The sequence below is a fragment of the Pseudomonas sp. 67(2021) genome, assembly GCF_017491835.1.
Lineage (GTDB): Bacteria > Pseudomonadota > Gammaproteobacteria > Pseudomonadales > Pseudomonadaceae > Aquipseudomonas > Aquipseudomonas atacamensis.
In genome coordinates, this window is the sequence record NZ_JAFGYL010000007.1 from 79,231 (window position 1) to 102,167 (window position 22,937).

Annotated in this window: 24 protein-coding genes and 2 pseudogenes; 8 read left to right on the top strand and 18 right to left on the bottom strand. The window is 58.8% G+C overall.

Translation table 11 applies throughout. The features are described from left to right. Positions 1-81: 81 nt before the first annotated feature. The gene (locus J5M66_RS11615; protein ID WP_207809556.1) at positions 82-774 is read left to right on the top strand and encodes a hydrolase; all 693 of its coding nucleotides are present in this window, start codon (positions 82-84) and stop codon (positions 772-774) included. 300 nt (positions 775-1,074) lie between these two features. Next, entirely contained in the window at positions 1,075-2,970 is a 1,896-nt protein-coding gene (locus J5M66_RS11620; protein WP_223631322.1) for an amidohydrolase, read from the top strand. Positions 2,971-3,016: 46 nt separating this feature from the next. Here the strand turns inward: J5M66_RS11620 and J5M66_RS26965 are convergent. Together J5M66_RS26965 and J5M66_RS11625 are read right to left on the bottom strand one after the other, a co-directional pair. Beyond that, positions 3,017-3,157 (bottom strand): annotated as a pseudogene (locus J5M66_RS26965) (cysteine hydrolase); the annotation flags it as partial. 45 nt (positions 3,158-3,202) lie between these two features. After that, positions 3,203-4,204 carry a zinc-dependent alcohol dehydrogenase family protein gene (locus tag J5M66_RS11625; protein ID WP_207809558.1) on the bottom strand — a complete coding sequence of 334 codons (1,002 nt, stop codon included), beginning with the start codon at positions 4,202-4,204 and terminating at the stop codon, positions 3,203-3,205. Between the two features lie 108 nt (positions 4,205-4,312). Between J5M66_RS11625 and J5M66_RS11630 the strand changes: the two genes are divergently transcribed. Next, complete coding sequence (locus tag J5M66_RS11630) at positions 4,313-5,194, top strand: LysR family transcriptional regulator (protein WP_130902571.1); 882 nt, start codon at positions 4,313-4,315, stop codon at positions 5,192-5,194. Between the two features lie 154 nt (positions 5,195-5,348). Here the strand turns inward: J5M66_RS11630 and J5M66_RS11635 are convergent, their stop codons facing one another. The 5 genes from J5M66_RS11635 to J5M66_RS11655 all read right to left on the bottom strand — a co-directional run bounded on the left by J5M66_RS11635 (position 5,349) and on the right by J5M66_RS11655 (position 10,669). Continuing rightward, a complete protein-coding gene (locus J5M66_RS11635; protein ID WP_207809560.1) occupies positions 5,349-6,779 on the bottom strand; it encodes an amidohydrolase family protein in 1,431 nt (476 codons plus the stop codon). A gap of 40 nt (positions 6,780-6,819) precedes the next feature. After that, the gene (locus J5M66_RS11640) at positions 6,820-7,623 is read right to left on the bottom strand and encodes an ABC transporter permease (RefSeq protein WP_130902569.1); all 804 of its coding nucleotides are present in this window, start codon (positions 7,621-7,623) and stop codon (positions 6,820-6,822) included. 19 nt (positions 7,624-7,642) lie between these two features. After that, the gene (locus J5M66_RS11645) at positions 7,643-8,485 is read right to left on the bottom strand and encodes an ABC transporter ATP-binding protein (protein ID WP_207809562.1); all 843 of its coding nucleotides are present in this window, start codon (positions 8,483-8,485) and stop codon (positions 7,643-7,645) included. Between the two features lie 60 nt (positions 8,486-8,545). Next, a complete protein-coding gene (locus J5M66_RS11650; protein WP_207809563.1) occupies positions 8,546-9,571 on the bottom strand; it encodes an aromatic ring-hydroxylating dioxygenase subunit alpha in 1,026 nt (341 codons plus the stop codon). A gap of 75 nt (positions 9,572-9,646) precedes the next feature. After that, complete coding sequence (locus J5M66_RS11655; protein WP_207809566.1) at positions 9,647-10,669, bottom strand: ABC transporter substrate-binding protein; 1,023 nt, start codon at positions 10,667-10,669, stop codon at positions 9,647-9,649. A 667-nt stretch (positions 10,670-11,336) separates the two neighbouring features. Here J5M66_RS11655 and J5M66_RS11660 point away from each other — a divergent pair. Together J5M66_RS11660 and J5M66_RS11665 are read left to right on the top strand one after the other, a co-directional pair. Then, the gene (locus J5M66_RS11660) at positions 11,337-12,158 is read left to right on the top strand and encodes an outer membrane protein OmpK (protein WP_123442467.1); all 822 of its coding nucleotides are present in this window, start codon (positions 11,337-11,339) and stop codon (positions 12,156-12,158) included. A gap of 268 nt (positions 12,159-12,426) precedes the next feature. After that, entirely contained in the window at positions 12,427-13,338 is a 912-nt protein-coding gene (locus tag J5M66_RS11665) for a LysR family transcriptional regulator (protein ID WP_207809568.1), read from the top strand. A 6-nt stretch (positions 13,339-13,344) separates the two neighbouring features. Here J5M66_RS11665 and J5M66_RS11670 read toward each other — a convergent pair whose 3' ends face one another. Further along, complete coding sequence (locus J5M66_RS11670; RefSeq protein WP_207809570.1) at positions 13,345-13,836, bottom strand: cupin domain-containing protein; 492 nt, start codon at positions 13,834-13,836, stop codon at positions 13,345-13,347. 293 nt (positions 13,837-14,129) lie between these two features. On the opposite strand from J5M66_RS11670, the gene J5M66_RS11675 reads away from it, so the two are divergent. The 3 genes from J5M66_RS11675 (at position 14,130) to J5M66_RS11685 (ending at position 15,893) form a co-directional block, all read left to right on the top strand. Next, entirely contained in the window at positions 14,130-14,894 is a 765-nt protein-coding gene (locus J5M66_RS11675; RefSeq protein ID WP_207809572.1) for a glucose 1-dehydrogenase, read from the top strand. Between the two features lie 172 nt (positions 14,895-15,066). Further along, entirely contained in the window at positions 15,067-15,453 is a 387-nt protein-coding gene (locus tag J5M66_RS11680) for an antibiotic biosynthesis monooxygenase (RefSeq protein ID WP_110645302.1), read from the top strand. A gap of 44 nt (positions 15,454-15,497) precedes the next feature. Beyond that, entirely contained in the window at positions 15,498-15,893 is a 396-nt protein-coding gene (locus J5M66_RS11685) for a DUF1330 domain-containing protein (protein WP_207809574.1), read from the top strand. Between the two features lie 55 nt (positions 15,894-15,948). On the opposite strand, the pseudogene J5M66_RS26970 reads toward J5M66_RS11685, so the two are convergent. The 10 genes and pseudogenes from J5M66_RS26970 to J5M66_RS11730 form a co-directional block, all read right to left on the bottom strand. After that, positions 15,949-16,116: pseudogene (locus J5M66_RS26970) on the bottom strand (aldehyde dehydrogenase (NADP(+))); the annotation flags it as partial. Between the two features lie 5 nt (positions 16,117-16,121). Next, positions 16,122-16,751 (bottom strand): isochorismatase family cysteine hydrolase, encoded by a 630-nt coding sequence (locus J5M66_RS11690; protein ID WP_207809576.1) that lies wholly within the window; start codon positions 16,749-16,751, stop codon positions 16,122-16,124. Positions 16,752-16,825: 74 nt separating this feature from the next. Beyond that, positions 16,826-17,482, bottom strand: coding sequence for a DsbA family oxidoreductase (locus J5M66_RS11695; protein WP_207809578.1), 657 nt, complete (start codon positions 17,480-17,482; stop codon positions 16,826-16,828). Next, complete coding sequence (locus tag J5M66_RS11700) at positions 17,479-17,694, bottom strand: 4-oxalocrotonate tautomerase family protein (protein WP_016774741.1); 216 nt, start codon at positions 17,692-17,694, stop codon at positions 17,479-17,481. Before J5M66_RS11700 ends, J5M66_RS11695 begins: the two co-directional genes overlap by 4 nt. A 204-nt stretch (positions 17,695-17,898) precedes the next feature. After that, the gene (locus J5M66_RS11705) at positions 17,899-18,366 is read right to left on the bottom strand and encodes a hypothetical protein (RefSeq protein WP_041480354.1); all 468 of its coding nucleotides are present in this window, start codon (positions 18,364-18,366) and stop codon (positions 17,899-17,901) included. Positions 18,367-18,618: 252 nt separating this feature from the next. Beyond that, the gene (locus J5M66_RS11710) at positions 18,619-19,410 is read right to left on the bottom strand and encodes a putative DNA-binding domain-containing protein (protein ID WP_207809579.1); all 792 of its coding nucleotides are present in this window, start codon (positions 19,408-19,410) and stop codon (positions 18,619-18,621) included. Next, positions 19,403-20,287 carry a DUF692 domain-containing protein gene (locus tag J5M66_RS11715; protein WP_207809582.1) on the bottom strand — a complete coding sequence of 295 codons (885 nt, stop codon included), beginning with the start codon at positions 20,285-20,287 and terminating at the stop codon, positions 19,403-19,405. Before J5M66_RS11715 ends, J5M66_RS11710 begins: the two co-directional genes overlap by 8 nt. Positions 20,288-20,398: 111 nt before the next feature. Further along, positions 20,399-20,818: an organic hydroperoxide resistance protein gene (locus tag J5M66_RS11720; protein WP_024012970.1), complete on the bottom strand. Its 420-nt coding sequence runs from the start codon at positions 20,816-20,818 to the stop codon at positions 20,399-20,401. A 61-nt stretch (positions 20,819-20,879) separates the two neighbouring features. Then, complete coding sequence (locus J5M66_RS11725) at positions 20,880-21,395, bottom strand: DoxX family protein (protein WP_207809584.1); 516 nt, start codon at positions 21,393-21,395, stop codon at positions 20,880-20,882. A gap of 377 nt (positions 21,396-21,772) precedes the next feature. Next, positions 21,773-22,834, bottom strand: a complete 1,062-nt coding sequence (locus J5M66_RS11730) for an SDR family oxidoreductase (RefSeq protein WP_207809586.1) — start codon at positions 22,832-22,834, stop codon at positions 21,773-21,775. Positions 22,835-22,937 lie beyond the last annotated feature (103 nt).

Genomic DNA, 22,937 nt, shown 5'->3' on the forward strand with positions numbered 1-22,937 from the left:
ACCAGGACGGGTAGCGTTCTGATTGCGCAGCCACGCATAACGCCGCTTTCGTATTGCTCTACTTACCAAAGGAAATCCGCCATGTCCAACAAGTACTTTGAAATACTGACCCCGCAAAACAGCCAAGTGATTTTCATCGACCACCAGCCCCAAATGGCCTTTGGTGTGCAGTCGATAGATCGGCAGGTGCTGAAAAATAATGTCGTGGGGTTGGCCAAGGCTGCCAAAGCGTTCGGCATACCTACCACCATCACGACTGTGGAAACCGAGGGTTTCTCTGGCAATACATACCCTGAGTTGCTAGCGGTATATCCGCAGAACAAAATCCTCGAACGTACTTCAATGAACTCCTGGGATGACCAAAACGTTCGTGATGCCCTGGCAGAGTCCGCCATTGCCGGCCGTAAGAAGATCGTCGTATCCGGCCTGTGGACCGAGGTCTGCAACACGACCTTCGCACTGTCCTGCCTGCGCGATACAGACTATGAAATCTATATGGTTGCCGACGCCTCGGGTGGCACCTCGATCGACGCGCACAACTACGCCATGGACCGCATGATTCAGGCCGGTATCGTACCGGTTACCTGGCAGCAGGTGCTGCTCGAATGGCAGCGGGATTGGGCGCGCAAGGAGACCTATGAAGCCGTGATGGGGATCGTGCAGGAACATTCCGGCGCCTACGGGATGGGTGTGGATTATGCCTACACCATGGTGCATAAGGCGCCTGAGCGGGTGCAACACGGCGAGCACATCGGTCCAAACCCTGCTAAATAAATCCGTTATGCAAGAGCTGTCGCGCAGCGCTGACGCGATAGCTCCACCCATCGGCGTTATTGTCCAAAACACGAGGTGGAGCATGAGGATGTATGCAGTCTAAAACGTCCAGTCAGACGTGAGTAACCGGTTCTCAAGGTTCGCTATTCCCTGAAGGCCCTGGAAACGGGCTTTATATCTGTGAGGCCTCTACCTATGACATCGCGCCGAAAACTTCTCCAGGCCGCCTCCACCTTAGCGTTAGGGGGTGTCTTTGGACGCAGCGCTTTTTCCGAAACTCTAAGTAGGGAAGGGCCGAATATGACCGATTCCATTCCGGACATCATTTTCCACAATGGCGAGATCACTACACTGGATCGCGCCAACCCAGTCGCCCACGCCGTTGCAATCAAAGACGGCAAGTTTCTGGCTGTAGGGTCAGACCAGGAAGTCCTGGCGCTGGCTGGCTCAGCCACAAAAGTTGTCGACCTCAAGCGCCGTTGTGTGCTCCCTGGCTTAGTCGATAACCATACCCACATGGTCCGCGGCGGCCTTAACTACAATCTGGAATTGCGCTGGGACGGTGTGCGTTCACTGGCTGACGCCATGGACATGCTCAAGCGCCAAGTGGCTAACACACCAGCACCGCAGTGGGTTCGCGTGGTAGGTGGCTTCACTGAACACCAGTTCGCTGAAAAGCGTTTGCCAACCATAGCCGAGATCAATGCGATCGCGCCCGATACACCTGTATTTCTTCTGCATCTCTATGACCGGGCCTTGCTCAATGGTGCGGCCTTGCGCGCGGTCGGCTACACCCGAGATACCCCCGAGCCACCAGGCGGGAAAATTTACCGCGATGCCAATGGTGCGCCTACGGGCCTGCTGTTGGCCACGCCCAACGCGACGATCCTTTACGCCACGTTGGCCAAGGGACCGAAGTTGCCCTTCGACTATCAGGTCAACTCCACTCGCCATTTCATGCGCGAGCTCAATCGCTTGGGTGTGACAGGGGTTATTGATGCGGGCGGCGGTTTCCAAAACTATCCCGACGATTACGCAGTGATCCAGAAGTTGGACAACGATGGGCAAATGACGGTCAGGTTGGCTTACAACCTGTTCACTCAGAAACCCAAGGAAGAGAAGGAGGATTTCCTCAAGTGGACCTCCAGCGTTAAGTACAAGCAAGGAAACGACTACTTCCGTCACAACGGCGCGGGCGAAATGTTGGTGTTTTCCGCTGCCGACTTCGAAGATTTTCGCCAGCCGCGACCGGACCTGCAGCCCGAGATGGAGGGAGAACTGGAGGAAGTTGTGCGCATCCTCGCAGAGAACCGATGGCCGTGGCGGTTGCATGCCACCTACGACGAAACCATTACCCGAGCGCTGGATGTATTTGAGAAGGTCAACGAGGACATCCCCCTCGCTGGCATCAATTGGTTCTTTGATCATGCCGAAACCATCTCGGACAAATCAATCGACCGTATCGCCGCGCTCGGCGGTGGCATCGCTGTACAACATCGTATGGCTTATCAGGGGGAGTACTTCGTCGAGCGCTACGGCGCCCGTGCGGCGCAAGCGACCCCGCCCGTAGCGCGCATACTGGAAAAAGGGGTGAAAGTGTCTGCAGGCACCGATGCCACCCGGGTTGCCTCCTACAACCCCTGGGTTTCGCTATCCTGGATGGTAACCGGTAAAACGGTGGGCGGTCTGAATCTGTACCCTCAACGAAACCTGCTTGATCGCGAAGCGGCGTTGCGGATGTGGACAGAGAATGTCGCCTGGTTTTCTAACGAAGAGGGCAAACGTGGTCGCATCCAGACCGGTCACTTTGCTGACCTGATTGTGCCAAGTAAGGACTACTTCTCTGTGCCTGAAGACGAGATTTCATTTCTTACCGCCGATATGACCGTTGTTGGCGGGCGCGTGGTTTACGGGGCCGGCCAATTCGCCAGGTTTGACGACAACCCGCTACCGCCCGCCATGCCTGACTGGTCGCCGACGCGTACCTTTAAAGGTTATGGCGCTTGGGGAGACCCAGACGGAGCAGGCAGAAACTCGCTGGCTCCGCTGCGCGCCCAAGTCGCGGCCTCGTGCGGCTGCGCAAGCTTTTGCGGCCTGCACGGTCACGATCATGCCGGTGCATGGGGATCCAATGCTCCAGTATCGGACCCTCGAAGTTTTTTTGGTGCCTTGGGCTGCTCCTGTTGGGCCGTGTAAAAATGGGCCGGTGATCGATCAGCTATCCTATGAGGGTCATCGGCCATTACTCCTGCACTGCCAGCGCCTCAATCAATTCTTGGGTGGTCACGATTGAATGAGCGAAGGTCGGCCCGTTCAACTCGTGGGGTGCTACGTGTTTGACGCTTTTGGCTGGGAGAATGGCGGCGAGGACGTTGCGGACCATTGCGCACGCTTTTGGCCGAGTGCGCTCTAAAGAGATTACAAGGAACTAGGCAGCCACAAACTCGATCACCGTCTTGCCCTTGCCGCGGCCTTCGGCGACTTGGCGAAATGCCTCGTTGACGTCGTGCGGCGCAAAGTGCTGTTGATCCACGCGGATCGTCAGTTGACCCGCATTGGCCAGCGCAGCGGCCTCGCGCAGGATAGCGCCGTGATGGTCGCGTCCTTTGCCGGTGAGCAGTGGCGCCAGGGTGAAGACGCCCGAGTAGGTGGCACTTTTGAAAGATAACGGTGCCAGGCTGTGCTGGCCCCAACCCAGGCAGCTCAGCACGTGCCCGGTATAGGCTTTCACGGCTTGGAATGATGCATCCAGCATGCTGCCGCCGACGGTGTCGTAGACAATGTCGAACCCTTCGCCGGCGGTGTAGTGCTCGACATAATCCTCAACGCTCTGTGCCTGATAGTCGATCGCTGTAGCCCCCAGCGAGCGTATGAAGTCGAGACTGCCCGCCGAGCCGGTGGCGTAGACATCGGCACCGCGTGCCTTGGCCAGTTGCACAGCCACTTGACCGACCCCACCCGCGCCCCCATGAATCAGGACACGCTGACCAGAGCGGACATTGGCGTGATCGACCAGACCTTCCCACGCGGTGATGAATACCAAAGGCAATGCAGCCGCCTCACGCATGCTGAGGGTGTGTGGCTTGACCGCGATCAGGCGGGCATCCACGGCAATGTACTCGGCCATGGTGCCTTGGGCACCGCCGATCCCGCCGGGCATGCCGAAGACTTCCTGACCCGGGGTGAACCCCTCGACCGCTTCGCCCGTTTCGACCACCGTACCGGCAAGATCAAGGCCGAGCACGGCCGGTAGCGTTTGGCGGGCGTGAGCCCCTGCGCCGGCGGCAATTTTGGTATCGAGCGGATTGACCCCTGCGGCGTGAACCTTGACCAGCACTTGCCCCTTACCGGGAACAGGGCGATCGATGTGACGGATGGCGAGAGGAGATTGAGCGGACTCGGCGATGGCGGCAAGCATGGAATGTTTCATGACGGGAACCTGTGTTGGGATGGACGCTTACAGATTGCCGCGCTTTAATCATTCCGATAAGAAACCCAATTAGCATATGACTTATTCCCCAAAGAGAACCAATCGTCGATGGATCTGTTCGACAGCATGCATGTCTTTGTCCGCGTCGTGGAGCGCGGGTCCTTCTCGGCGGTCGCCCGTGAACTGAACATGGGGCAGCCAGCAGTGAGTAAGCAAGTGCGCGCGCTGGAGCAGTACCTGGGTGGGCCATTGTTCGCACGCAGCACTCGGCACCTGGCCCTGACCGACCAAGGTCAACGCTTCTACGACCACTGCCAGGAAATTCTCGGCCACGTCGAAACTGCCACGCGAAGCTTCACCAGTGGCCAGGAGCAGATCGCCGGCCCTTTACGAGTCGCCGCCCCGGTCAGTTATGGAAGGTTATGCATCGCACCGCTCATAGGGATTTTCCTGCAACGCCATCCTGATGTGCGGATTGACCTGCGGCTGAGTGACCACAATGAAGACCTGCTCAAGGAAAACATCGATCTGGCGATCCGCATTGGCGTAGTGAAGAGCGAGGGATTGGTGGCACTGCCACTGGGCAATAGCCCACGGCGTGTCTATGCGGCGCCCGGTTATCTGGATCTACACGGCGTGCCACGTGAGCCCAGCGAACTGTCAGGACACAACTGCATCGGCTTCACGTTGCTGGAGCATTACGACCGTTGGCACTTTACGCACCTCGGCCAAGCGTTCGATGTAGGTATCCAGGGCAACGTCACCAGCAACAGCAGCGAGGCCATCCGCGAAATGGTGCTCTCCGGCCTGGGTATTTCTCTCTCACCGCAATGGCTGTTCACAGCTGACGTCGAGCAGGGCAGGGTGAGTACCGTACTCGACAACTATCAGACCAGCGCGCTGCCTGTCAGCGCCGTACTCAGCCGCGAGCGACGACGTTCAGCGCGGACAATGGCGTTCATCGATTTTCTACGCGAGCAATTGTTGTAGCAGCGCCTTGTGATACGCCGTCCGCTGCTTTCTTCTCCGGGACCCTGAAACTGTCTGATTACAGTCCCAAGTCGATTACTGGCGTATTTTTCCATCTACCAGACATTTGATGCGGCCGAGTATTGGCACGGCAGCACGTGCCGGGGAGATCAGCTCATGAGCGTACGCCTGCGGCCTGCTGCAACCGCCGCACCGCGTCCCGGGCCTGGGCGCCGAGTTCGGCCAGGTCGAAGTCAGGCAACTGGTCGTCGTGTACGGTCAACCGGCCACCGACCAGCAAGGCGCGCAACGTCGGGCGTCCTCCGCCCACCACCGGCCCGATCGCCGGGTCATGCAGGCCGAAGTATCGCGGCTGGTCCAGGCGATAGATCGCCAGGTCGGCCGCCATGCCCACTTGCACGCTGCCCACGGCGTCCAGCCCCAGCACCCGAGCCCCGCCAGACGTACCCCAGCGCACCACGTCTTCCACCGTGGCCGCGCTGGCACCGCCTTCCTCGTCACCGCCGGCATAACGCGGGCGGGCCCGTTCGCCAAGTCTGGCCCGTTGCATCAGCCAGGCGGCGTGGGTTTCGCTGATCATGTCGCAGGCCTCGTTGGAGGCGGCGCCATCCACGCCAATCGACACCGGCATTCCCGCAGCCTCCATGCCCACCACATCGGCAATGCCACTGCCCAGGCGGCCATTGCTTTGCGGGCAATGGGCAATGCCCGTACCGCTGGCCCCGAGCATGCGGATTTCCTCGGCGTCGAGTTTCACCAAATGCGCGAACCACACGTCCGGGCCGAGCCACTCGTGCTCGGCACAGAACGCCACTGGCGACATGCCGTGGCGTTGCTGCACCTCATTCTGATATTCGACGGTTTCGCTCAGATGGCTGTGCAGGCGAATGCCCAGTCGCCGGGCGACCCGGGCGGTTTCGCGCAGGTGTTCGGCAGGCATGGAGTAGGGAGGGCTGGTGGGCGCCATCACCACCCGCCGCCAGGCATCGGCGGTCGGGTCGTGGTAGCGCCGCACCAGACGCTCGACGTCGTCCAGGTATTGCTCCAGGGTCTCTGGCCCGGCCACGGACTTGCCTTCGGCTTGCCGTGCTTGCGTGGCGCCGCCACGGCAGAGGACAAACCGCAGCCCCAGCCGTTCGGCTTCCTCGAACAGCACCTCGGCACTGTCAAAGTCCATGCCCGGCAAGTACAGGTAATGATGGTCTGCGACGGTGGCGCAGCCGGATCGTGCCAATTCGACCAGGCCAATGCGCGCGGCGAGGCGAAAGCTTTGCTCGTCAAACGCGCCGCGATAGCGATAGGGCACGGCACCCAGCCAGGCTCCCAGGCTCTGGTCGATACCTGCGGGAATGCCTTTGAGCAGCGACTGAAACAGGTGATGGTGGGTATTGACCCACGCCGGGTAGACCACACAGTCGGTGGCATCCAGCACTCGCTCGCCGGGCTGGGGCTGCAGGGCGCCGATGGCGCTGATGCGGCCGTCGACGATACGGATATCAGGCCCGGCGTGGCGCGCCGCCGCGCCGGACAAACCGGTGAGGATGACGCTGGCGTTACGTACCAGCCAGCTGTTTTGAAACTTCATGTGAGGCTCCATACGCCGCGCCTGCGGCGAATTCAAAGGGTCAGCCGAGTTCGCTTTCGTGCCAGTTGCGCAGGCTCAACCGGGCCAGCACGGCCATCAGGCTGAATAACGCGACACCGGTCAAGGCGATCAGCAGCAGGGCAGCGAACAGCCTTGGAATATTCAGTTGAAAGCCGGCCTGGAGGATCTGATACGCCAGCCCTGCACCGGTCCCCCCGGTGCCGGCGACGAACTCCGCCACCACCGCGCCGATCAACGCCAGCCCGCTGGCAATGCGCAGCCCGGCAAAAAAACACGGCAGGGCGCTGGGAATGCGCAGGCGCAACAGCACCTGCCAGCGGCTGGCGCGGTTCAGGCGGAACAGATTGAGCAGGCCGGGGTTGACGCTGCGCAAGCCGAGTACGGTGTTGGCGATGATCGGGAAAATCGCCACCAGGGTCGCGCAAATAATCAACGCCAGCGTGGTGTTGCTGCACCAGATGATGATCAGCGGTGCCACGGCCACCACCGGCGTCACCTGCAACAGGATGGCGTAGGGAAACAGGCTGGCTTCCAGCACGCGGCTCTGCACAAACACAAACGCCGCCAGGGTGCCGATAAGCACCGCCAGGGCAAACGAGAAAAAAGTGATCTTCAAGGTCATCCACAACGCACCGAACAGCATCGGGCCATCGCTGATCAGCGTACGGCCGATATCGACCGGGGAGGGCACCAAATACACCGGCACCTTCCAGGCCACACACGCCAATTGCCACAGACCCAGCAATACCGCGCCGAGCAGCAGCGGCGAGACGATGCGCAACACCGAGGGGTGACGTAACCAGGGAGTAAAGGACGGGTTCATGAGCGGGCTCTCAATAAAGTCAGCAAGGATCGCCATTGGCCTGGGCCAGAAGCTGGGACAGGCGTGCGCACTGCGCGATAAAGGCCGCGGAGGTGCGGTAGGCCTCGTCTCGTTCCAACGGGCCGTCGATTTCGATGTCGGCGATTACGCGGCCCGGGCGCGCCCCCATCACCACCACCCGCGATGACAGGTAGACGGCCTCGAAAATGCTGTGGGTGACGAACACCACGGTCAGGTCGCGGCTAGCCCACAGCTGACGCAGGTCGCTGTCGAGCTTGTTGCGGGTGAACTCATCCAGGGCGCCGAAGGGCTCGTCCATCAGCAGCAGATTGGGCTCGGTGGCCAAGGCCCGGGCGATGGACGCGCGCATTTGCATGCCGCCGGACAGTTCCCGCGGGTACACCTGGCTGAAGCGGTCCAAGCCGACAAGGGCAAGGGCGGCGTCGACCTTTGGCTGGCTCTGGGCTTTGGGCACATTGGCCAGATCCAGCGGCAGGCGCACGTTGTCGCTGACCTTCGCCCAAGGCATCAGGGTCGCCTCCTGGAACACCATCGCCAGGCTTTGCCCTTGGGTCGGGCTGGCCGGGCTGTCCTTGCCCCACCAGCGCACGTGGCCGGCGGAGGGCTTTTCGAGGCCGGCGAACATTTTCAGCAGGGTACTCTTGCCGCAGCCCGAAGGGCCGAGCAATGAAACGAACTCGCCGCGCTGAATGGCCAGCTTCACCCGGCTCAAGGCCTGGGTGCCGTTGCTGTAGGTTTTTTCCACCTGATTGGCGAACAGCGGTGTTTGCACGCCGACGCTGTCGCCCCGTGGCAACGCCTGCGGCAGGGCGTTGGCCCCAGTTATGGTTTGCATCAACATAGCGCTCTCCCCTTGGGTCATGAGCGTCCGGTAAAGCCCCGGCACACCGGGGCGCTGACTTCAATGGCTGAGGAACACTTCACTTTCACCGTGAGCTTCGAGCAGGCCCAGCAATTGCCGGCGAATCACCAGGCCAGGCTTGTCCGACGGCATGTGCAGTTCCACTCGCCGGCGAGTATCGACACAGGCGTCGTAATCGGTGGCTTCGAGGATGTCGCGGTCTTCGGCGGTGATCGCTGCGTCCCAGTCGATCAGTTCCTGGGTCGAGCATTGCTCTTCGCTGTCATTGCGATACAACCACTGGACCAGCATCAGGCGCCCGTCTTCCATGGGCGTCGCGCAGTTGTAGATGATGTGGTGGATGCCGCTGTCCGGGTACATGCAGCCAAAGCGCCGGGAGAACGGCAGGTAATAGCGGTTGATCAGGTGGCGCTGGGTGATCGGCTCGCGGGTCCCGGTGATGCGATAGCTTTCCTCAGGATTGCGGATCGGCACCCGAGTCTCCGCCTCGAAGCCGTAGTCGGTTTCGCGAAACTCGTAGCCGGCCGGCGCGGGCTGGTCGAAAAGGCCGAAATTGGCTTTGTGGACGAAGGAAAAATGCGAGTTGTCAAAGGAGTTTTCCATGACCCGCAGCGGGCTGGTTTTCCACTCTTCATAAAACTGGAAGATGCGCCGGTAGCCCGGGGCGCCATCCTCGGGAAACTCAGGGATTGGTTGCAGAGGATCGTCGAGGGCGACCCAGGCGTAGCCGTATTTTTCCTGGCAGTGAAAGGCCTGGACCGAGGCGCCCGGCGGAATCATGCCAGCGGGGTTTTGCGGGATCTTCACGCAGGTGCCGGTGCAGTCGTATTCCCAGCCGTGATAGCCGCAGGCGATGTTGCCGTCCTCGCTGACAAAACCTTTCGAGAGCTTGGCGGTGCGGTGGCAGCAACGGTCGCGCATGGCCACCGGGGTGCCGTCGGGGCGCTTCCACAACACCAGCGCCTCACCGAGTAAAGTGAAGGCCTGCGGGCCGGCATCCAGCGAGGTCATGGGGAGCAGGGCATACCAGAAACGGCGCAATACAGGTTGTTTGGTGACCAACATAACAAGTGTCCTCACGGTATTCGTTCAGCCGGCTCTTGGGCTCGGGCTCTGGGTTCAGCAGTCTTGCAATCAGGCTCAGCGGCTGGCGGACTGTTCGGCGCCAGGCAGTACCTTCAAGTCCTGCACGAAGCGCGTGGTGTAGGCCTTCTGCCAAGGCGCATCGGCGCCGAGCAGGCCGGCTTCGACCATGAAATTGCGCGTGGCCTGCCAGCGCGCATCGCTCATCACGCCGATGCCTTGGGTGGCGGCATCACCGCCGGTGACCAGGCGATATTGCTTGAGCGTCGACAAGCCCCAGGCGAGCAATTCATCGCTCATGTTCGGGTTATCAGCCTTGATCAGGTGGTTGGCGCTCGGGTTGTCGAGGTAGCGCTTCCAGCCCTCCATCGAGGCGCGAACAAAGCGCTGGACTCGCTCAGGATGCTGATCGATCACATCCTGGCGAGTGGCCAGGGTCGAGCCGTAGGGCGGGTAACCGGCGTCGGCAAACAGGAAGAAGTTGGCTTTCTCCCCGGCCTTCAACGCCTGGAACAACTCGGAGCTGGCATAGGCCTGCTGCGTGGTGTTGGCGTTCGCGAGGAAGGGTTGCAGGTTGAAGGTGTAGGGGCGGGCCTGGCTGTCCTTGAGCTGGTATTTTTCCTTGAGCCACGGCCACCACGTTTGCTGGCCGGAGGTGGACACCAGCACCTGTTTGTTCTGCAACGCATCCAGGCCGCTCACATCGGCATGGGTCAGCAGACCCTGAGGATCACCTTGAAAGGGCGCGGCCACGGCCACTACCGGCAGGCCTTGCTCCACACTTTTGAGAATCTGCAAGTCGTAGTTGACGATGAAATCGGCCTGCTTGTTGAGCAGCAGCTGCATTCCATTGACCTGCGGCCCACCCATGCGGATGGTCACGTCCAGGCCTTCTTTTTCATACAGTCCATCCGCCAGGGCCTGGTAGAACCCGCCCTGTTCGGCTTGGGCATACCAGGAAGTGAGCAGCACCACCTTGTCATTGGCCAAAGCCAGTGGAGATGCGATCAGGGCGGCGGGCACAAGCGCCATGGCCAGTAGCGAGCGAAGCGGTTGACCCAAGGCAAAGCGAATTTTCATGATGTGTTCTCCACAACGATTCGAAAACCGCCGCGCGCCAATCGGCACGCCAGCGAGGGACCGATTGGAGAGAACAAGGGGAGGAGAGAGGGCGTATATGCGTAGTTACACGGCTGACACGTCTCTCTTGCCCGGGGCGCTGGCGCCGCGTTCAAGCATCCAATCGGACGTACGCCCACAGGGAGGGGCGCAAGAGCAATGCCCGGTGCCATTGCTGGCACTGACCGCTTCTACTCGAAAGCAGTCATAGCCAAAAGTGTGCCAAGCCGTCGCAGGCCCGCCCTCACGGGATCCGGCGGGCGAGGCAATCAGCAGGAGGTGGGCAGGCGATTCGCAACGGTGCGAATTCAAGTGGGCGCGCCTCAATCTGGTGCGCAACCGATGGCTGCAAAGTATTCAGTTTTACGCATCGATTGTGCTGAATGAGGGTTGAAGATTGTATTCGCTCAGTTGGCACAACCCCTGCTTAGTCCGGAATCGAGTAGAAGCGGTCAGCACAGAGGGCTCTCAACAGAACCCGAGGTGCAGGGCATTGCTCTGGCGGCATTACGCCGCGCACCCGGCAAGGGTCGCCCCTCGTTAATTTGAGGGCCAGAGCAGCTGCTTGATCCGCAGCTCGGGCGTGCCTTGCCGGTGATATCCGCTAATCACCTGACAAGGGCAGCCCATGAAAGCATCGCGTATTCCATTACTTGCACCTTCACAGCTGCGTCGCAGCCTGGCGCCGCTGTTAGCTCTGGCCAGCGCCGGCGCCGAAGCTGGCCCTCTGTTGTGGAACGACAACAGCTTGAGCTACCTCTACGGCCAGCATTTCAAAGTCGACGGCACTGGTGACGATACTCAGCAAACACTAAGCTTCGAACACGCCAGCGGCTGGACGTGGGGCGATATCTTCATGTTCGTCGACAACAAATGGTCCAGCGGACTCTCGGGTGCCGACGGCCATTCCTACTACGGTGAATTCTCCCCACGGCTGTCGCTGGGCAAAATCACTGACCGCTCCCTGAGCTATGGCATCGTCAAGGACGTCCTCATCGCCGCCACCTACGAGCGCGGTGAGAACCGCAATCGCAAATACCTGCTGGGTCCCGCTGTCGACCTCGTGCTTCCAGGCTTCGACCGCTTTTCCCTGAATACCTACTACCGCAAACCCGACGGCATCACCGGTAAGGCCTCAGGTCAATGGCAGATCAACCCGACCTGGTCCATGACCCTCCCGGTGGGTCGCTCCGACATTCTTTTCGACGGCTATCTGGAGTGGTACGTCAACGACGTCGGCAACAAAGGCACCTCCAACTATGTGGCCAGGAGCTTTCACTTCAACCCACAAGTCAAATACGACGTGGGCAAGGCGCTGGGGCAACAGCAAAAACGTTTTTATGCGGGACTTGAGTGGGATTACTGGTCGAATAAATACGGGATTGAAGACACGAGCGGATTCCCTACCGACCAGAACGCGTTGAGTCTCTTGCTCAAGGTGCATTTCTGACGTGAAAGAGGGAGCTGTTGCACGTGGGAGCGGGGCGCTTGGTGCCCCGGTTTCATTCTGTCTAAGGCTGGCAGAAAACAAGCGGGTAGCCAGGCCGCATCAGTACGCGGTAGTGAGCCGGAGCGTTGCCGTTCGGGAGATCTGGTAATGAGCACAACGCAATTGTTTGATGAGCAGAATTCACCAAAAAACGTCCCAGTGGTCAGTACAATCATCTGACTTGGTCGCTTGTCCTGCTTCCATCCCGAATTACAAGGTGTGAGGCCTCATGAATGTAAGTCGCGCCAACCTCGCAGACTTTGTCTACTTTCTCGCCATTGCTCGCCATCAGAGCTTCAATCGCGCAGGCAAAGAGGTGGGTATCAGTGCTTCTGCCTTGAGCCATGCCATCAAGGGGCTGGAAAGCAGAATCGGCGTTCGGCTACTCAATCGCACCACTCGCAGCGTCACCCTCACCGCAGCGGGCGAAGAGCTGTACAAGCTGATAAGTGAACCCATGCTGGAGATGGGGCAGGCCATGGAAGTGCTCAATCGTTTCCGAGATGAGCCAACGGGTCGTATTCGCTTGAACTTGCTCAGCGATGCCGCAGATTTGTTGCTTGGCCCGGTTTTGCCCGTCTTCAACGACCGCTATCCGGAAATCCAGATTGACCTGACTGTGACCAACCTGTTCGTCGATGTTATCGGTGGTGGCCATGACGCCGGTATACGCTATGGCGGAACTGTACCGGAGGACATGATCGCTCAACGCTTGTCTCCGGACATCCGCTGGGTCGTTGCCGGCGCTCCGCACTACCTGAAGCGCTTTGGTGTTCCGAAGCATCCTCAGGATCTGCTCAAGCACCGTTGTTTACGCATTCGCCTGGGCAACGGCTGTATGTACGACTGGGAGTTCGAGAAGGGCGGGGACGCAGTTTCGATTGCTGTGCCTGGATTGATTACGATCGACGAAACCCGTGTCGGCCTTTCTTTAGCTCGTCAGGGTGCCGGTTTGATGTACGCGCCAGAGCCGGCCATGGCGCCGCTAATCGCGAGCGGTCACGTCACAACGGTGCTTGATGATTGGGCCAGTATCGCACCTGGTTTTCACATGTATTACTCGAGTCACCGGCAGTTACCGATGGGGCTACGTCTGCTGATCGACCTCATCCGCGAGCTGCAACCCCTCGGTGAGCCATGAGACACCTCAGCGCGATGCCTCGTATTGCGCTTCGCTGACCGGCTCCATCCAAACGACATTCTTGCCATCCACGGCCTCTTGAATCGCGATATGCGTCATCCCCGTAGTCGCGGTCGCGCCGTGCCAGTGTTTGACGCCGGGCGGTGTCCAGATCACATCGCCTGGCTTTATCACGGTTTTTTCACCGCCCACCTGCTGAATCCAGCCAACGCCCGCAGTGACTACAAGCGTTTGGCCTTTGGGATGTGTGTGCCAAGCCGACCGAGCCCCCGGCTGGAATGTCACCGCGCCCGCCGAAACAGTAGAGGGTTCACGCGCAGCGAAAAGAGGGTCGATCCTTGCGTTGCCGACGAAATTGCCCGGAGCCCCCATCAGTGAGGCCTGGTCGCCATTCCTGACAATGCTCATGGTTTGATCTTTCGGTAGATCCACTGCGTGCGCAGATGCATGGGTGAAGATCGCGGCAGTCAGCATTGAGGCGGTGGCGAGTGTTCTCATGCGGCAGGCTCCTGTTGGATAGGCATTGAGCTGACAAGCTATTGCATGTCTCTCCAGAGGACTACATCGCTAAATCGACATGAAGCGTTGAATTTCGCTCATCAGTTCAGCTGTGCGCCTGCCCCCCAACTGACTCACACCCTCTCGTGCATCCGCCATCTGGATTGCTGAGTATCGCTCACCAGCACATCCCGGATTCGCCCCATATTCATCTTCTTGCTCGTTGATTAGCGTGGGTGGCCTCTGCGAACTCCGCAACCGATTCAACAGCTTTGGCATTAGAGGTAATAGCGATGAGCTTCTCATTTGAAAACAGGGTCGCCCTGGTCACTGGCGCCGCCTCCGGTATCGGGCTGGCAACGGCCAAGGCATTCGCCCAGGCTGGCGCTGCGGTCGCCTTGGCCGATCTTGATGGTGACGCGGCCAATGCTGCCGCCACGGCTTTGGTGGAGGCCGGTCATCAAGCTATCGGGATCCGTTGCGATGTTGCGCAAATCGACGAGGTCGAAGCCATGGTGAAAGAAGCAGTCGCAACGTTCGGTCGCCTCGATGCTGCCTTCAATAATGCCGGTATCCAGAACATTCTTGCAGAAACGGCTGACGCCACCGTGGAGGATTACGACAAAGTGATGTCGGTCAATCTTCGCGGCGTCTGGAGCTGCATGAAATTTGAGCTGGAGCACATGCGCCGCCAGGGCAGCGGCACCATCGTCAACTGCTCGTCTCTGGGCGGGCTGATCGGAGGCGCCGAGCGTGCCAACTACCACGCGGCCAAGCATGGAGTGATGGGGCTGACCAAAAGCGCGGCATTGGAATATGCAGCCCGGAATATTCGCGTCAACGCGGTCTGCCCAGGACTGATCTGGACGCCGATGGTCGATCAGATGGTCGCGGCTGGGCAGGGCGCAGCCCTTGAGGCCATGACCAAGGCAGTGCCGATGGGCCGACATGGCAAATCAGAGGAGATCGCTGACGCAGTTCTGTGGTTAAGCAGTTGCGCCTCCAGTTATGTCACCGGCCAGTCCATATCAGTGGATGGCGGGTTCGTCATGCGGTGATCGTGCCACGTTTTACAGCGCGCTGATTCAAGCCATGCCTGACTTTCACCCGTACATCAAAGGAAGAGCTACATGTTGGAATCGAATCCACCCAAAACAAGAATGATGACGGTAACTGCGTTGTCCACCATCATCCTGCTGACCGGGTTATTCAAAAGGAAGGGGAAAGCTGATGGGTAAACGTTTATTGGGAGTGATCGCTTTGGCTGGATTACTTGCAGGACAAGCGCTGGCCGCCGAGGAAAACGGCTTGGTGGTACGCGTCGCGCAACTTGAAATCGATCCTGCACAGGTTGCGGCCTATCAGGCCGCAGTCAGAGAGGAAATCGCGGAATCGACTCGAATAGAGCCGGGCGTCATATCTATCTACGCGGTCGCCGAAGTCGACCGCCCAAACTGGTTTCATTTTTTCGAAATCTACGCCAGCGACACGGCATATCGAAGCCATATCGAATCGCCGCATTTCAAAAAATACGCCGTTGCTACGAAGTCGATGATTCTGTCGAAGCGTTTGATTGAAACAACACCAATCGAGCTTAGTCCACGGCCTGGCCCGTAACGGATTGCCCGCTGGGCACGCTGATTTATCAATGGAGGAAGGCAATGAAAAAATCAAAGGCAATGGCGGTAGCGATGGCAGGACTGGCGTATTTTGCGGTGGGCAGCTGTCGTGTGATGGCGACAGACGCCGAGTTGGCGGCACCACTTGCCTACTATGTTGCCGAGTTTGAGGTTACCGATCCCGAAGGGATGAAGCCTTACAGTGCGCAGGTCGAATCAACCTTCAAACCCTATGGCGGGCATTTCATCGTGCGTGGAGGAAAGACCATTTCGCTTGAGGGTGAAGCGCCAAAGCGTCGCCGTGTCGTCATCGAGTTTGCGAGCATCGAAAAAGCCCAGGCTTGGTACGACTCTAAGGAATACACCGAGTTGAGGAAAATTCGTCAGCGTTCAGCCAAAACGGATGTGTACTTGATCGAGGGAGTACCGGCGCAATAGCTACCGAGTTGGGGGCGTATTGAATTATCAAGAGCATGGCGAGGGTGGCGTCCTTGTCGAACGCCTCGTCCGCGAGTCTGGCAGCCTGATGCACGTGCGCCGCGTCGCCCAGGGCAAAGTCCGGCTCGATCCATTCATGAGTTGCAGGGTTGAGCGCCTTCATCGTGCCGGCAGTGGCCGCGACGTTTTCTGCGCCGATGATCAGTTGTCCTCTGAGGTTCATCGCCATTACTCCTGCGCTGCCAGCGCCTCAATCAATTCTTGGGTAGTCACGATTGAATGAGCGAAAGTCGGCCCGTTCAACTCATGGGCGGCGTGCATCATTTCCGCGCGGAATGCGGCGGTCGCATCGCGCACCAGCGTGACGTGGTAGCCCAATTCCGAGGCGTAGCGGGCGGTCGCTTCGATGCAGGTGTTGGCGAGCAGGCCGACGATGATCACGTGGGTGATGCCTTTCTGCTTCAGGCGAAAATCAAGGTCGGTATTGGCAAAGCCGCTGGAGCCCCAATGTTCCTGCACGACAATGTCGCCGTCCTTCGGCGCGAAATCGGGATGCCATTCGCCGCCCCATTCACCACGTGCGAAGTGGTGCATGTGCATGATTTTGCACTGGGTCGGTGTTGGATGATCCCAGCCTTCGTAGTCGCCATGTTCCCAGCGGTGGTGCGGCACGATGACCACTGGAATGTTCTGCGCTCGTACGGCGCGATCGAGGGCTCGCAGGTTGTCGAGCAGCCCGACCTGTTCGGCAATCGGCTTGATCAAGGGGAAGACCTTGCCGTTTTCCGAGAGAAAATCGTTGTACGGATCGACCAGCAGATAAGCGGTGCGGTTCAGCGGATAAGAGGCGTTCGACATGACGATGTACTCCACGCAAGTTGAGTGACCGATGCCGTGGGCTCGCCCGGGCATCGTGCTGGTAAATCGCTTTGTCAGGCTACGGCGCACTCTCGTGCCACTTGCCTGAGGATTTGTTCGTATTCCTTGACGGATAGCGATCCGGACACCAACTGACGACCGTTCAGTACCATGGCCGGGACCGAGTTGATCCCGCGCTGAAGGTAAAAACTTTCAAGTTCACGGACCTCGAGAGCGAACGCCTCGCTAGTCAAAATCTCGCGGGCGCGGGTGGTAGAAAGTCCCGCTTCACCGGCCAGGCGCACCAGTGTTTCGTGGTCGCTGGGGTTCTCGCCATTGGTGAAATAAGCCTCGATCAGGATTTTCTTCAGCGCGACCTGGCGGCCTTCCTGCACGGCCCAGAGCAGAAGGCGATGGGCGTCGAAGGTGTTGTAGAAATGGCTGCGCTTTTCCAGGTCGAACTGAAAACCGATGGCTTTGCCGCGCGCGACGATCATTTCATTGCGCGAGGCGACTTCTTCGGCGCTGCGCCCGTATTTGCGCATCATGTGCTTGATGGCGTGCTCGCCCTCGGCCGGCATGTCCGGGTTCAGTTCGAAGGGCTTGAAGGTCAGCTCCACGGCAACCTCGCCGGCAACGTTCGCGATGGCTTGTTCCAGCGCCGTGGCGCCGAGTGCGCACCAGGGGCACACCACATCCGACACAAAGTCGATACTGACGGGGAAGGTCATTTCTTCGACTCCGTCAGTTGTTGGCGGTACTCGGTGGTGGTAATTCCGGCATAGCCCCAGTTGTCGGTGTCGACCTCTTCAATAACGATATGGGTGAGGTGCGGGTCCTTGTTGAGGACTGTTTGCATGGTTTTGGTGATCTCGGCGATGACTTGGGATTTCTGTTCTTTGGTAACGCCGTCGCGAGTGATACGAACGCTGATGAAAGGCATGGGATAAGTCTCCAGTAGGCGCCCCATCGACATGATGAGGGGAGCAGTGGGATGGACTTTAGAGTGTTGCGTTCAGGGGATAAATCAGGGGCGGAGAACATCACTTATAACGCGATGTAATCAATACAACTGAGGGCTTTGCAGAAGGTAAATCGCCCTCCCTGGCTGCAGGCGCGGGGAGGGCGAGTGCTACGGCGGGAGGAATCAGTTCTGCGCTTTGCTCATGCGGGTAAATAGCTCGGTGGGTACTTTCTTGCCGTTGGAAATGTACTGGTTGGTTCTGAACTTGTAGACCTCACCTTCCGAAAGAAAACCATCGTGGTTGGTGTCCATCGCTTTGAATTCTTCACCGCCCTGAGGTGCTACAGCCAGCAGCTCTTTAAGAGAGACGAGGCCATCATGGTCGGTATCTGTGCGAGCGAAAGAGTCGTCGCCACATTTGCCTTCACCGCACTTGCCTTCGGCAGTAGCGGACTTGTCGCTGGCTTCGCTGGCCCCGCATTTGCCTTCGCCACACTTGCCTTCGCCGGTTTTATCGGCCGATGCCAGTTGGTAGCCTTGGGGCAATGGCTCAACAGCAAAAGCGGCGGACGATGCCAGGCTCATGCCACCGGCTAAAGCAATTGCGGCCAGGCCAAGACTGGTTTTGTTCGACATTGGTTTACGGTACATAGTGCTTCTCCAGATGCTTTGCGCGGCGACGCCGCGGTTCTTGCCACATGGCGGATAGACCCTCAAGGACGCTCGAGGCGAAGGGCGCAAGCGTCGTCCACTTCGACAGAGCGTCCTAGTTCGGGTAGGCCTATTTAGCGGGAGTCATGTATCGGCCATGTATCGGCGAGCGGAGCATTTGTAAGCCAATCCCAAGACTTAGCGTTTGGGTACATAGAGATACAAAAACCGATCTCAGCCTTTGCTCGTCAGTCAGGACAACAGCTTTAAAGCGGGTGTCGCGGCTACGCCGACGGCAGCTTGCGCATGCAACTGGCGCAGCAGCACCAGTGCGTCAGCGACGAAGCCGGTCACGTCTGAAGCACCAGCCTGCGCAGCCAAAGCTTGCAACTGCGCTCGACCATCCATGTCAGGGAACTGCTCGATCCGCTGCAACAAACGGAACGCGAGAGGGCTGACCTGGGAGAATTGCACTTGGCCACTCGGCACACGGCTGATCAGCAGCAACGTCGGTTGTTCTGGCGGTTCAGAAGGCAAGTGACCTGGCGCGAGACGATGTACGGCCCAAATGTAAGCCAGCGGCCAGACGAGCGGGGAGAGCCTGAGGGGACGGTCGAGTAAATGCGCCGCATCACTGGCCTTTAACGGCGCAGCGTCCAACTGTTGCAGCGCCATTTCCACCCACTCGTAATGAGCCAATTCGGGCAAGAACGGGTACCAGGGGTGTTCGTGATCAGGCGAGTCCTCCAGGCTCGCTACGAAGTCTACAAACTCACGAGCAATTTCTCCGAAGCGTGGCGTTTGCGCGCGGTAATCACGCAAAAAACGTCGTACCAGTGCACGCCAACCGTCATCACCCAGCACGGCAACCAGCACCGGAAACGTTCCACCCAGCAACCCCAACAGATTGTTCAACACCAAGTTGAGATAGACCTGCGCTCTCTCGGGATTCATCTGCGCAGGTGGCGCATAACTGTCCGGGTCACGCAGGTACCGGGTCAGTGCGAGCTGCTGACTGTGCAGGCTTGAAGGGGAGTCAGCCATCGACGGTCACCCGCACCAAAGCATTGGCGTCGCGTTGCAAGCGCCTAATGGTGTTCAGCTCAGCCACCAGTTCGTCGTAGGACGGAAAGTTGAAATCGCGCTCCAGCAGGGTTGGCTTCACGCCGAAAAGGTCATAAGCCTGTCCCAGCAATGACCAGACTACTGGTTTGACCGAGGCGCCATGGGTGTCGATGATCAGGTCATCAGCTTCGTCGTAATGGCCAGCCACATGCATGGCGACTACGCGTTCTGGTTCCAGGCCGGCGAGGAAAACCGCTGGATCGAAGCGGTGATTCACTGAGTTGACGTACACATTGTTAACGTCGAGCAACAGGTCGCAATCGGCCTCGCGGAGCACTGCATTGGTAAAAGTGAGTTCGTCCATGTCCTGATGAGCAGCGGCGTAGTAGGAGACGTTTTCTACAGCAAGACGACGACCGAGAATGTCCTGTGCACGACGGATGCGCGCAGCAACGTGATGAACGGCCTCCTCAGTGAATGGCAACGGTAGCAGGTCGTATAAATGGCCATCGTCACTGCAGTAACTCAGGTGTTCGCTATAGAACGGCACGTTGAAGCGATCGAGAAACCCGCGGACTTGCTCAAGAAAAGATTCGTCCAGCGGTGCACTGCCACCCAGCGACAGTGACAGGCCATGGCATGACAGCGGATAGCGTTCAGCCAGCAACTGCAAAGCCTCACCATGAGCGCCGCCGATGCCGATCCAATTCTCTGGAGCAACCTCCAGAAAATCGAAATCCCCGACTCGAGCGTCACGAAGCGTGTTAAGCAGCGCACGGCGCAATCCCAGCCCGACGGTCGCCTCAACGGGGAGCTGTGGATCTAAATGGGTTGGTGATGAAGTGTTCGTTTGCATGAGCTCAATACTCCGATTCGACGTCTGGAACCCCCGATCCACAGCACCTCCACGGTTACCGCTGGCAGCCGGGGGTGTGAATCGGGTGATTGAAACCCGCCACGGTTCTGCTCAAACGAGGTTGATCACCACGTTGATGTTGTTCCGCGTCGCTTTGGAGTACGGGCATGTCTGGTGTGCGGTGTCGATCAGGTCTTGAGCGACGTTGCGATCCAGCCCGGGAAGGGAGACGTTGAGGCGAGCCTGGAGGAAATAAGCGCCATCGGTTGTGCCTAGATCCACTTCGGCGTCGACCGCAAGGTCAACCGGGAGGGTGACTTTCAGCTTGCTCGCCGCTAGTCCCATTGCACCGATAAAACAGGCCGACCAACCTGCGGCGAACAACTGCTCTGGGTTGGTCCCGGCACCAGAGGTGCCAGGCGACGACAGCTTTATATCCAGTCGGCCATCGTCACTGAGGGCGGTGCCATTGCGACCACCCGAAGAGGTATGGACTTTGCCGGTGTACAGCACTTTATCAATATGGGTCATGGTGAAACTCCTGATTAACTAGCGGGGGGTGAGAGCGATAACCTCGGTGACGCGATAACACTCAGCGTGCATTCAAACGCTTGAGATACCGACCGATGAATGCATCCAGGCTCAGCTTGCCGGCGCCTGTGAATACCAATGGCAGAAGTGCGACGAGATAGATCAACGGCAGCTTGAAATTGCCGTAGCCTTTGTTGCTGATGGAGTACCCCATAGCCAGTTCGCTCAACGTCGACCAGTGCGCTGGCCAGTGAACTGCGGCAGTTGCCACGACGGTGACCACTATGAGGATCAGTGCAGAGAGGCGTGTTCCCAGGCCTACAAGCAAAGCGATGGAACAGAGCAGTTCTGCCCACATGGATAACTGCCAATTGAACGTAGCCGGCAGCTGATTGAAGGGAAAAGGAAAGGCCCCTTGAATGCTCGGGAACCAGTTCTCACCGTTCCACTTTTCCCATCCCGCTTCAAAAAACTCCCAGGCCAGAAAAACGCGCAGGCTTAAAGGGGCTACCCAGTCTCCAGCGCGATCGAGATTAAGTTGCAGCCGATTCAAGACCGATGACGCGTTTGTTTGCATGGGTTTAATCCTCCGACTCGTCGTCAAGAAAGTGGAAGCCGTTCAGGTGCTCCCAATGACAGGTGTCAGGCACAGGAGCACTGCGCTGGCCGTGAGCGCAGTTCATCGTGCTGGTGTATCTCGCTTGTGTCTGAGGGGGCGGGAAGATCAATGTTGTGTAACGTGTTTGCGTCCGTACACACTTGGATACAGAGCAGTGCCTGTCGAAGGCGCTATTTTGGAGTTGGGATATACGATTGGCTGCGTTCTGCCGGTGACTGGCAGGAGGATTTCGCAGGGCGAATGAACGTCGCAGATGAGGGGAGGGGCGAGGGCGTGGAAAGTACTGTTGAATGAGGGGGGCACGCCAGGTGCCCACCTTATCTTTCTGGAACCGCCTAAGGTATCAAGCGCATCTCCCGCAGCCTGTCGAACACGTCAAAAAATGCCTGATCGCTCGCTTGGTAGGCAGTGAAGCCCATCAGGCGGCTTTTCGACATGTCCGTGACCACTTCGATGGGCCGGCCAAGGTCTGCATCTGTATGCCATGGGGAAATCAGGCGTCCAATGTCGGACTCTTTCAAACCGTGATCGGCGACTATTTGCGTCCATACGGCTTGATCGTCCGCCATCTGCTTTTCTAGAGGCGAGGGTGACGCGGGATAGTCAGCAGCAGGCAGGTCGAAGTATTCGGCAATTCGGCTCCACATCCATTTCCACCGGAATACATCGCCATTGGTGATATTGAATGCCTGATTTGCCGCAGCCGGCGTGGTGGCCGCCCACAGTTGCTGTTTCGCCAACTGCCGCGCATCGGTCATGTCGGTGAGGCTGTCCCACTGCACTTTTGATCCTGGAAATACGAAAGGGCGATTGGTGTGTTTGCAAATCGAGGCATAGACGGCGAGGGTGGTCGCCATGTTCATCGCATTGCCCACGGCCACCCCCGTGACGGTATGCGGGCGATGCACGCTCCAGGTGAAACCGTCCTTTTCAGCTGCGGCGAAGAGTTCGTCTTCCTGAGCGTAATAGAAATTCTCGACATCCAGACGACCCTGTTCTTCGCGAAACGGTGTCTGTGGCAGGCTGCCCTTACCATAGGCTTCGAAAGGGCCGAGATAGTGTTTCAGGCCGGTAACCAGTGCTACGTGTTTGACGCTTTTGGCTGGGCGAATGGCGGCGAGGACGTTGCGTACCATGGCGGCATTGACGCGAATGTTCTCGGCCTCCGTGGCTTGCCGCGACCATGTAGTAATGAACACATGCGTGGGTCTCACATCCCTCAGCGCCTGTTCCAGAGAAGCAGGATCCTGAAGGTCTGCCGCGACAGGGATCACGCCTTGCGCTTGCGATGGATGTCTCGATAGCGCGGCAACCTGCCACTGGTTGTCGATGAGTAACTGGGTGATGGCGCTGCCGACAATGCCGCTGGCGCCCACGACTAGAGCTGTCTGGGTCATAGGTTTCTCCTGGATTTGAGTTTGGGAGTCCGTCTGAGCAACAGAGGTTCAACCTGAAAATCCGTTAGAGTGCGCGCTACTCCCCGTTAAAGCCTGTGAGAAA

Bases quoted from the DNA above. Each gene is read 5' to 3' on its own strand.
- J5M66_RS11615 (WP_207809556.1), top strand. From the start codon at position 82: ATGTCCAACAAGTACTTTGAAATACTGACCCCGCAAAACAGCCAAGTG.
- J5M66_RS11620 (WP_223631322.1), top strand. From the start codon at position 1,075: ATGACCGATTCCATTCCGGACATCATTTTCCACAATGGCGAGATCACT.
- J5M66_RS11625 (WP_207809558.1), bottom strand. From the start codon at position 4,204: ATGAAACATTCCATGCTTGCCGCCATCGCCGAGTCCGCTCAATCTCCT.
- J5M66_RS11630 (WP_130902571.1), top strand. From the start codon at position 4,313: ATGGATCTGTTCGACAGCATGCATGTCTTTGTCCGCGTCGTGGAGCGC.
- J5M66_RS11635 (WP_207809560.1), bottom strand. From the start codon at position 6,779: ATGAAGTTTCAAAACAGCTGGCTGGTACGTAACGCCAGCGTCATCCTC.
- J5M66_RS11640 (WP_130902569.1), bottom strand. From the start codon at position 7,623: ATGAACCCGTCCTTTACTCCCTGGTTACGTCACCCCTCGGTGTTGCGC.
- J5M66_RS11645 (WP_207809562.1), bottom strand. From the start codon at position 8,485: ATGTTGATGCAAACCATAACTGGGGCCAACGCCCTGCCGCAGGCGTTG.
- J5M66_RS11650 (WP_207809563.1), bottom strand. From the start codon at position 9,571: ATGTTGGTCACCAAACAACCTGTATTGCGCCGTTTCTGGTATGCCCTG.
- J5M66_RS11655 (WP_207809566.1), bottom strand. From the start codon at position 10,669: ATGAAAATTCGCTTTGCCTTGGGTCAACCGCTTCGCTCGCTACTGGCC.
- J5M66_RS11660 (WP_123442467.1), top strand. From the start codon at position 11,337: ATGAAAGCATCGCGTATTCCATTACTTGCACCTTCACAGCTGCGTCGC.
- J5M66_RS11665 (WP_207809568.1), top strand. From the start codon at position 12,427: ATGAATGTAAGTCGCGCCAACCTCGCAGACTTTGTCTACTTTCTCGCC.
- J5M66_RS11670 (WP_207809570.1), bottom strand. From the start codon at position 13,836: ATGAGAACACTCGCCACCGCCTCAATGCTGACTGCCGCGATCTTCACC.
- J5M66_RS11675 (WP_207809572.1), top strand. From the start codon at position 14,130: ATGAGCTTCTCATTTGAAAACAGGGTCGCCCTGGTCACTGGCGCCGCC.
- J5M66_RS11680 (WP_110645302.1), top strand. From the start codon at position 15,067: ATGGGTAAACGTTTATTGGGAGTGATCGCTTTGGCTGGATTACTTGCA.
- J5M66_RS11685 (WP_207809574.1), top strand. From the start codon at position 15,498: ATGAAAAAATCAAAGGCAATGGCGGTAGCGATGGCAGGACTGGCGTAT.
- J5M66_RS11690 (WP_207809576.1), bottom strand. From the start codon at position 16,751: ATGTCGAACGCCTCTTATCCGCTGAACCGCACCGCTTATCTGCTGGTC.
- J5M66_RS11695 (WP_207809578.1), bottom strand. From the start codon at position 17,482: ATGACCTTCCCCGTCAGTATCGACTTTGTGTCGGATGTGGTGTGCCCC.
- J5M66_RS11700 (WP_016774741.1), bottom strand. From the start codon at position 17,694: ATGCCTTTCATCAGCGTTCGTATCACTCGCGACGGCGTTACCAAAGAA.
- J5M66_RS11705 (WP_041480354.1), bottom strand. From the start codon at position 18,366: ATGTACCGTAAACCAATGTCGAACAAAACCAGTCTTGGCCTGGCCGCA.
- J5M66_RS11710 (WP_207809579.1), bottom strand. From the start codon at position 19,410: ATGGCTGACTCCCCTTCAAGCCTGCACAGTCAGCAGCTCGCACTGACC.
- J5M66_RS11715 (WP_207809582.1), bottom strand. From the start codon at position 20,287: ATGCAAACGAACACTTCATCACCAACCCATTTAGATCCACAGCTCCCC.
- J5M66_RS11720 (WP_024012970.1), bottom strand. From the start codon at position 20,818: ATGACCCATATTGATAAAGTGCTGTACACCGGCAAAGTCCATACCTCT.
- J5M66_RS11725 (WP_207809584.1), bottom strand. From the start codon at position 21,395: ATGCAAACAAACGCGTCATCGGTCTTGAATCGGCTGCAACTTAATCTC.
- J5M66_RS11730 (WP_207809586.1), bottom strand. From the start codon at position 22,834: ATGACCCAGACAGCTCTAGTCGTGGGCGCCAGCGGCATTGTCGGCAGC.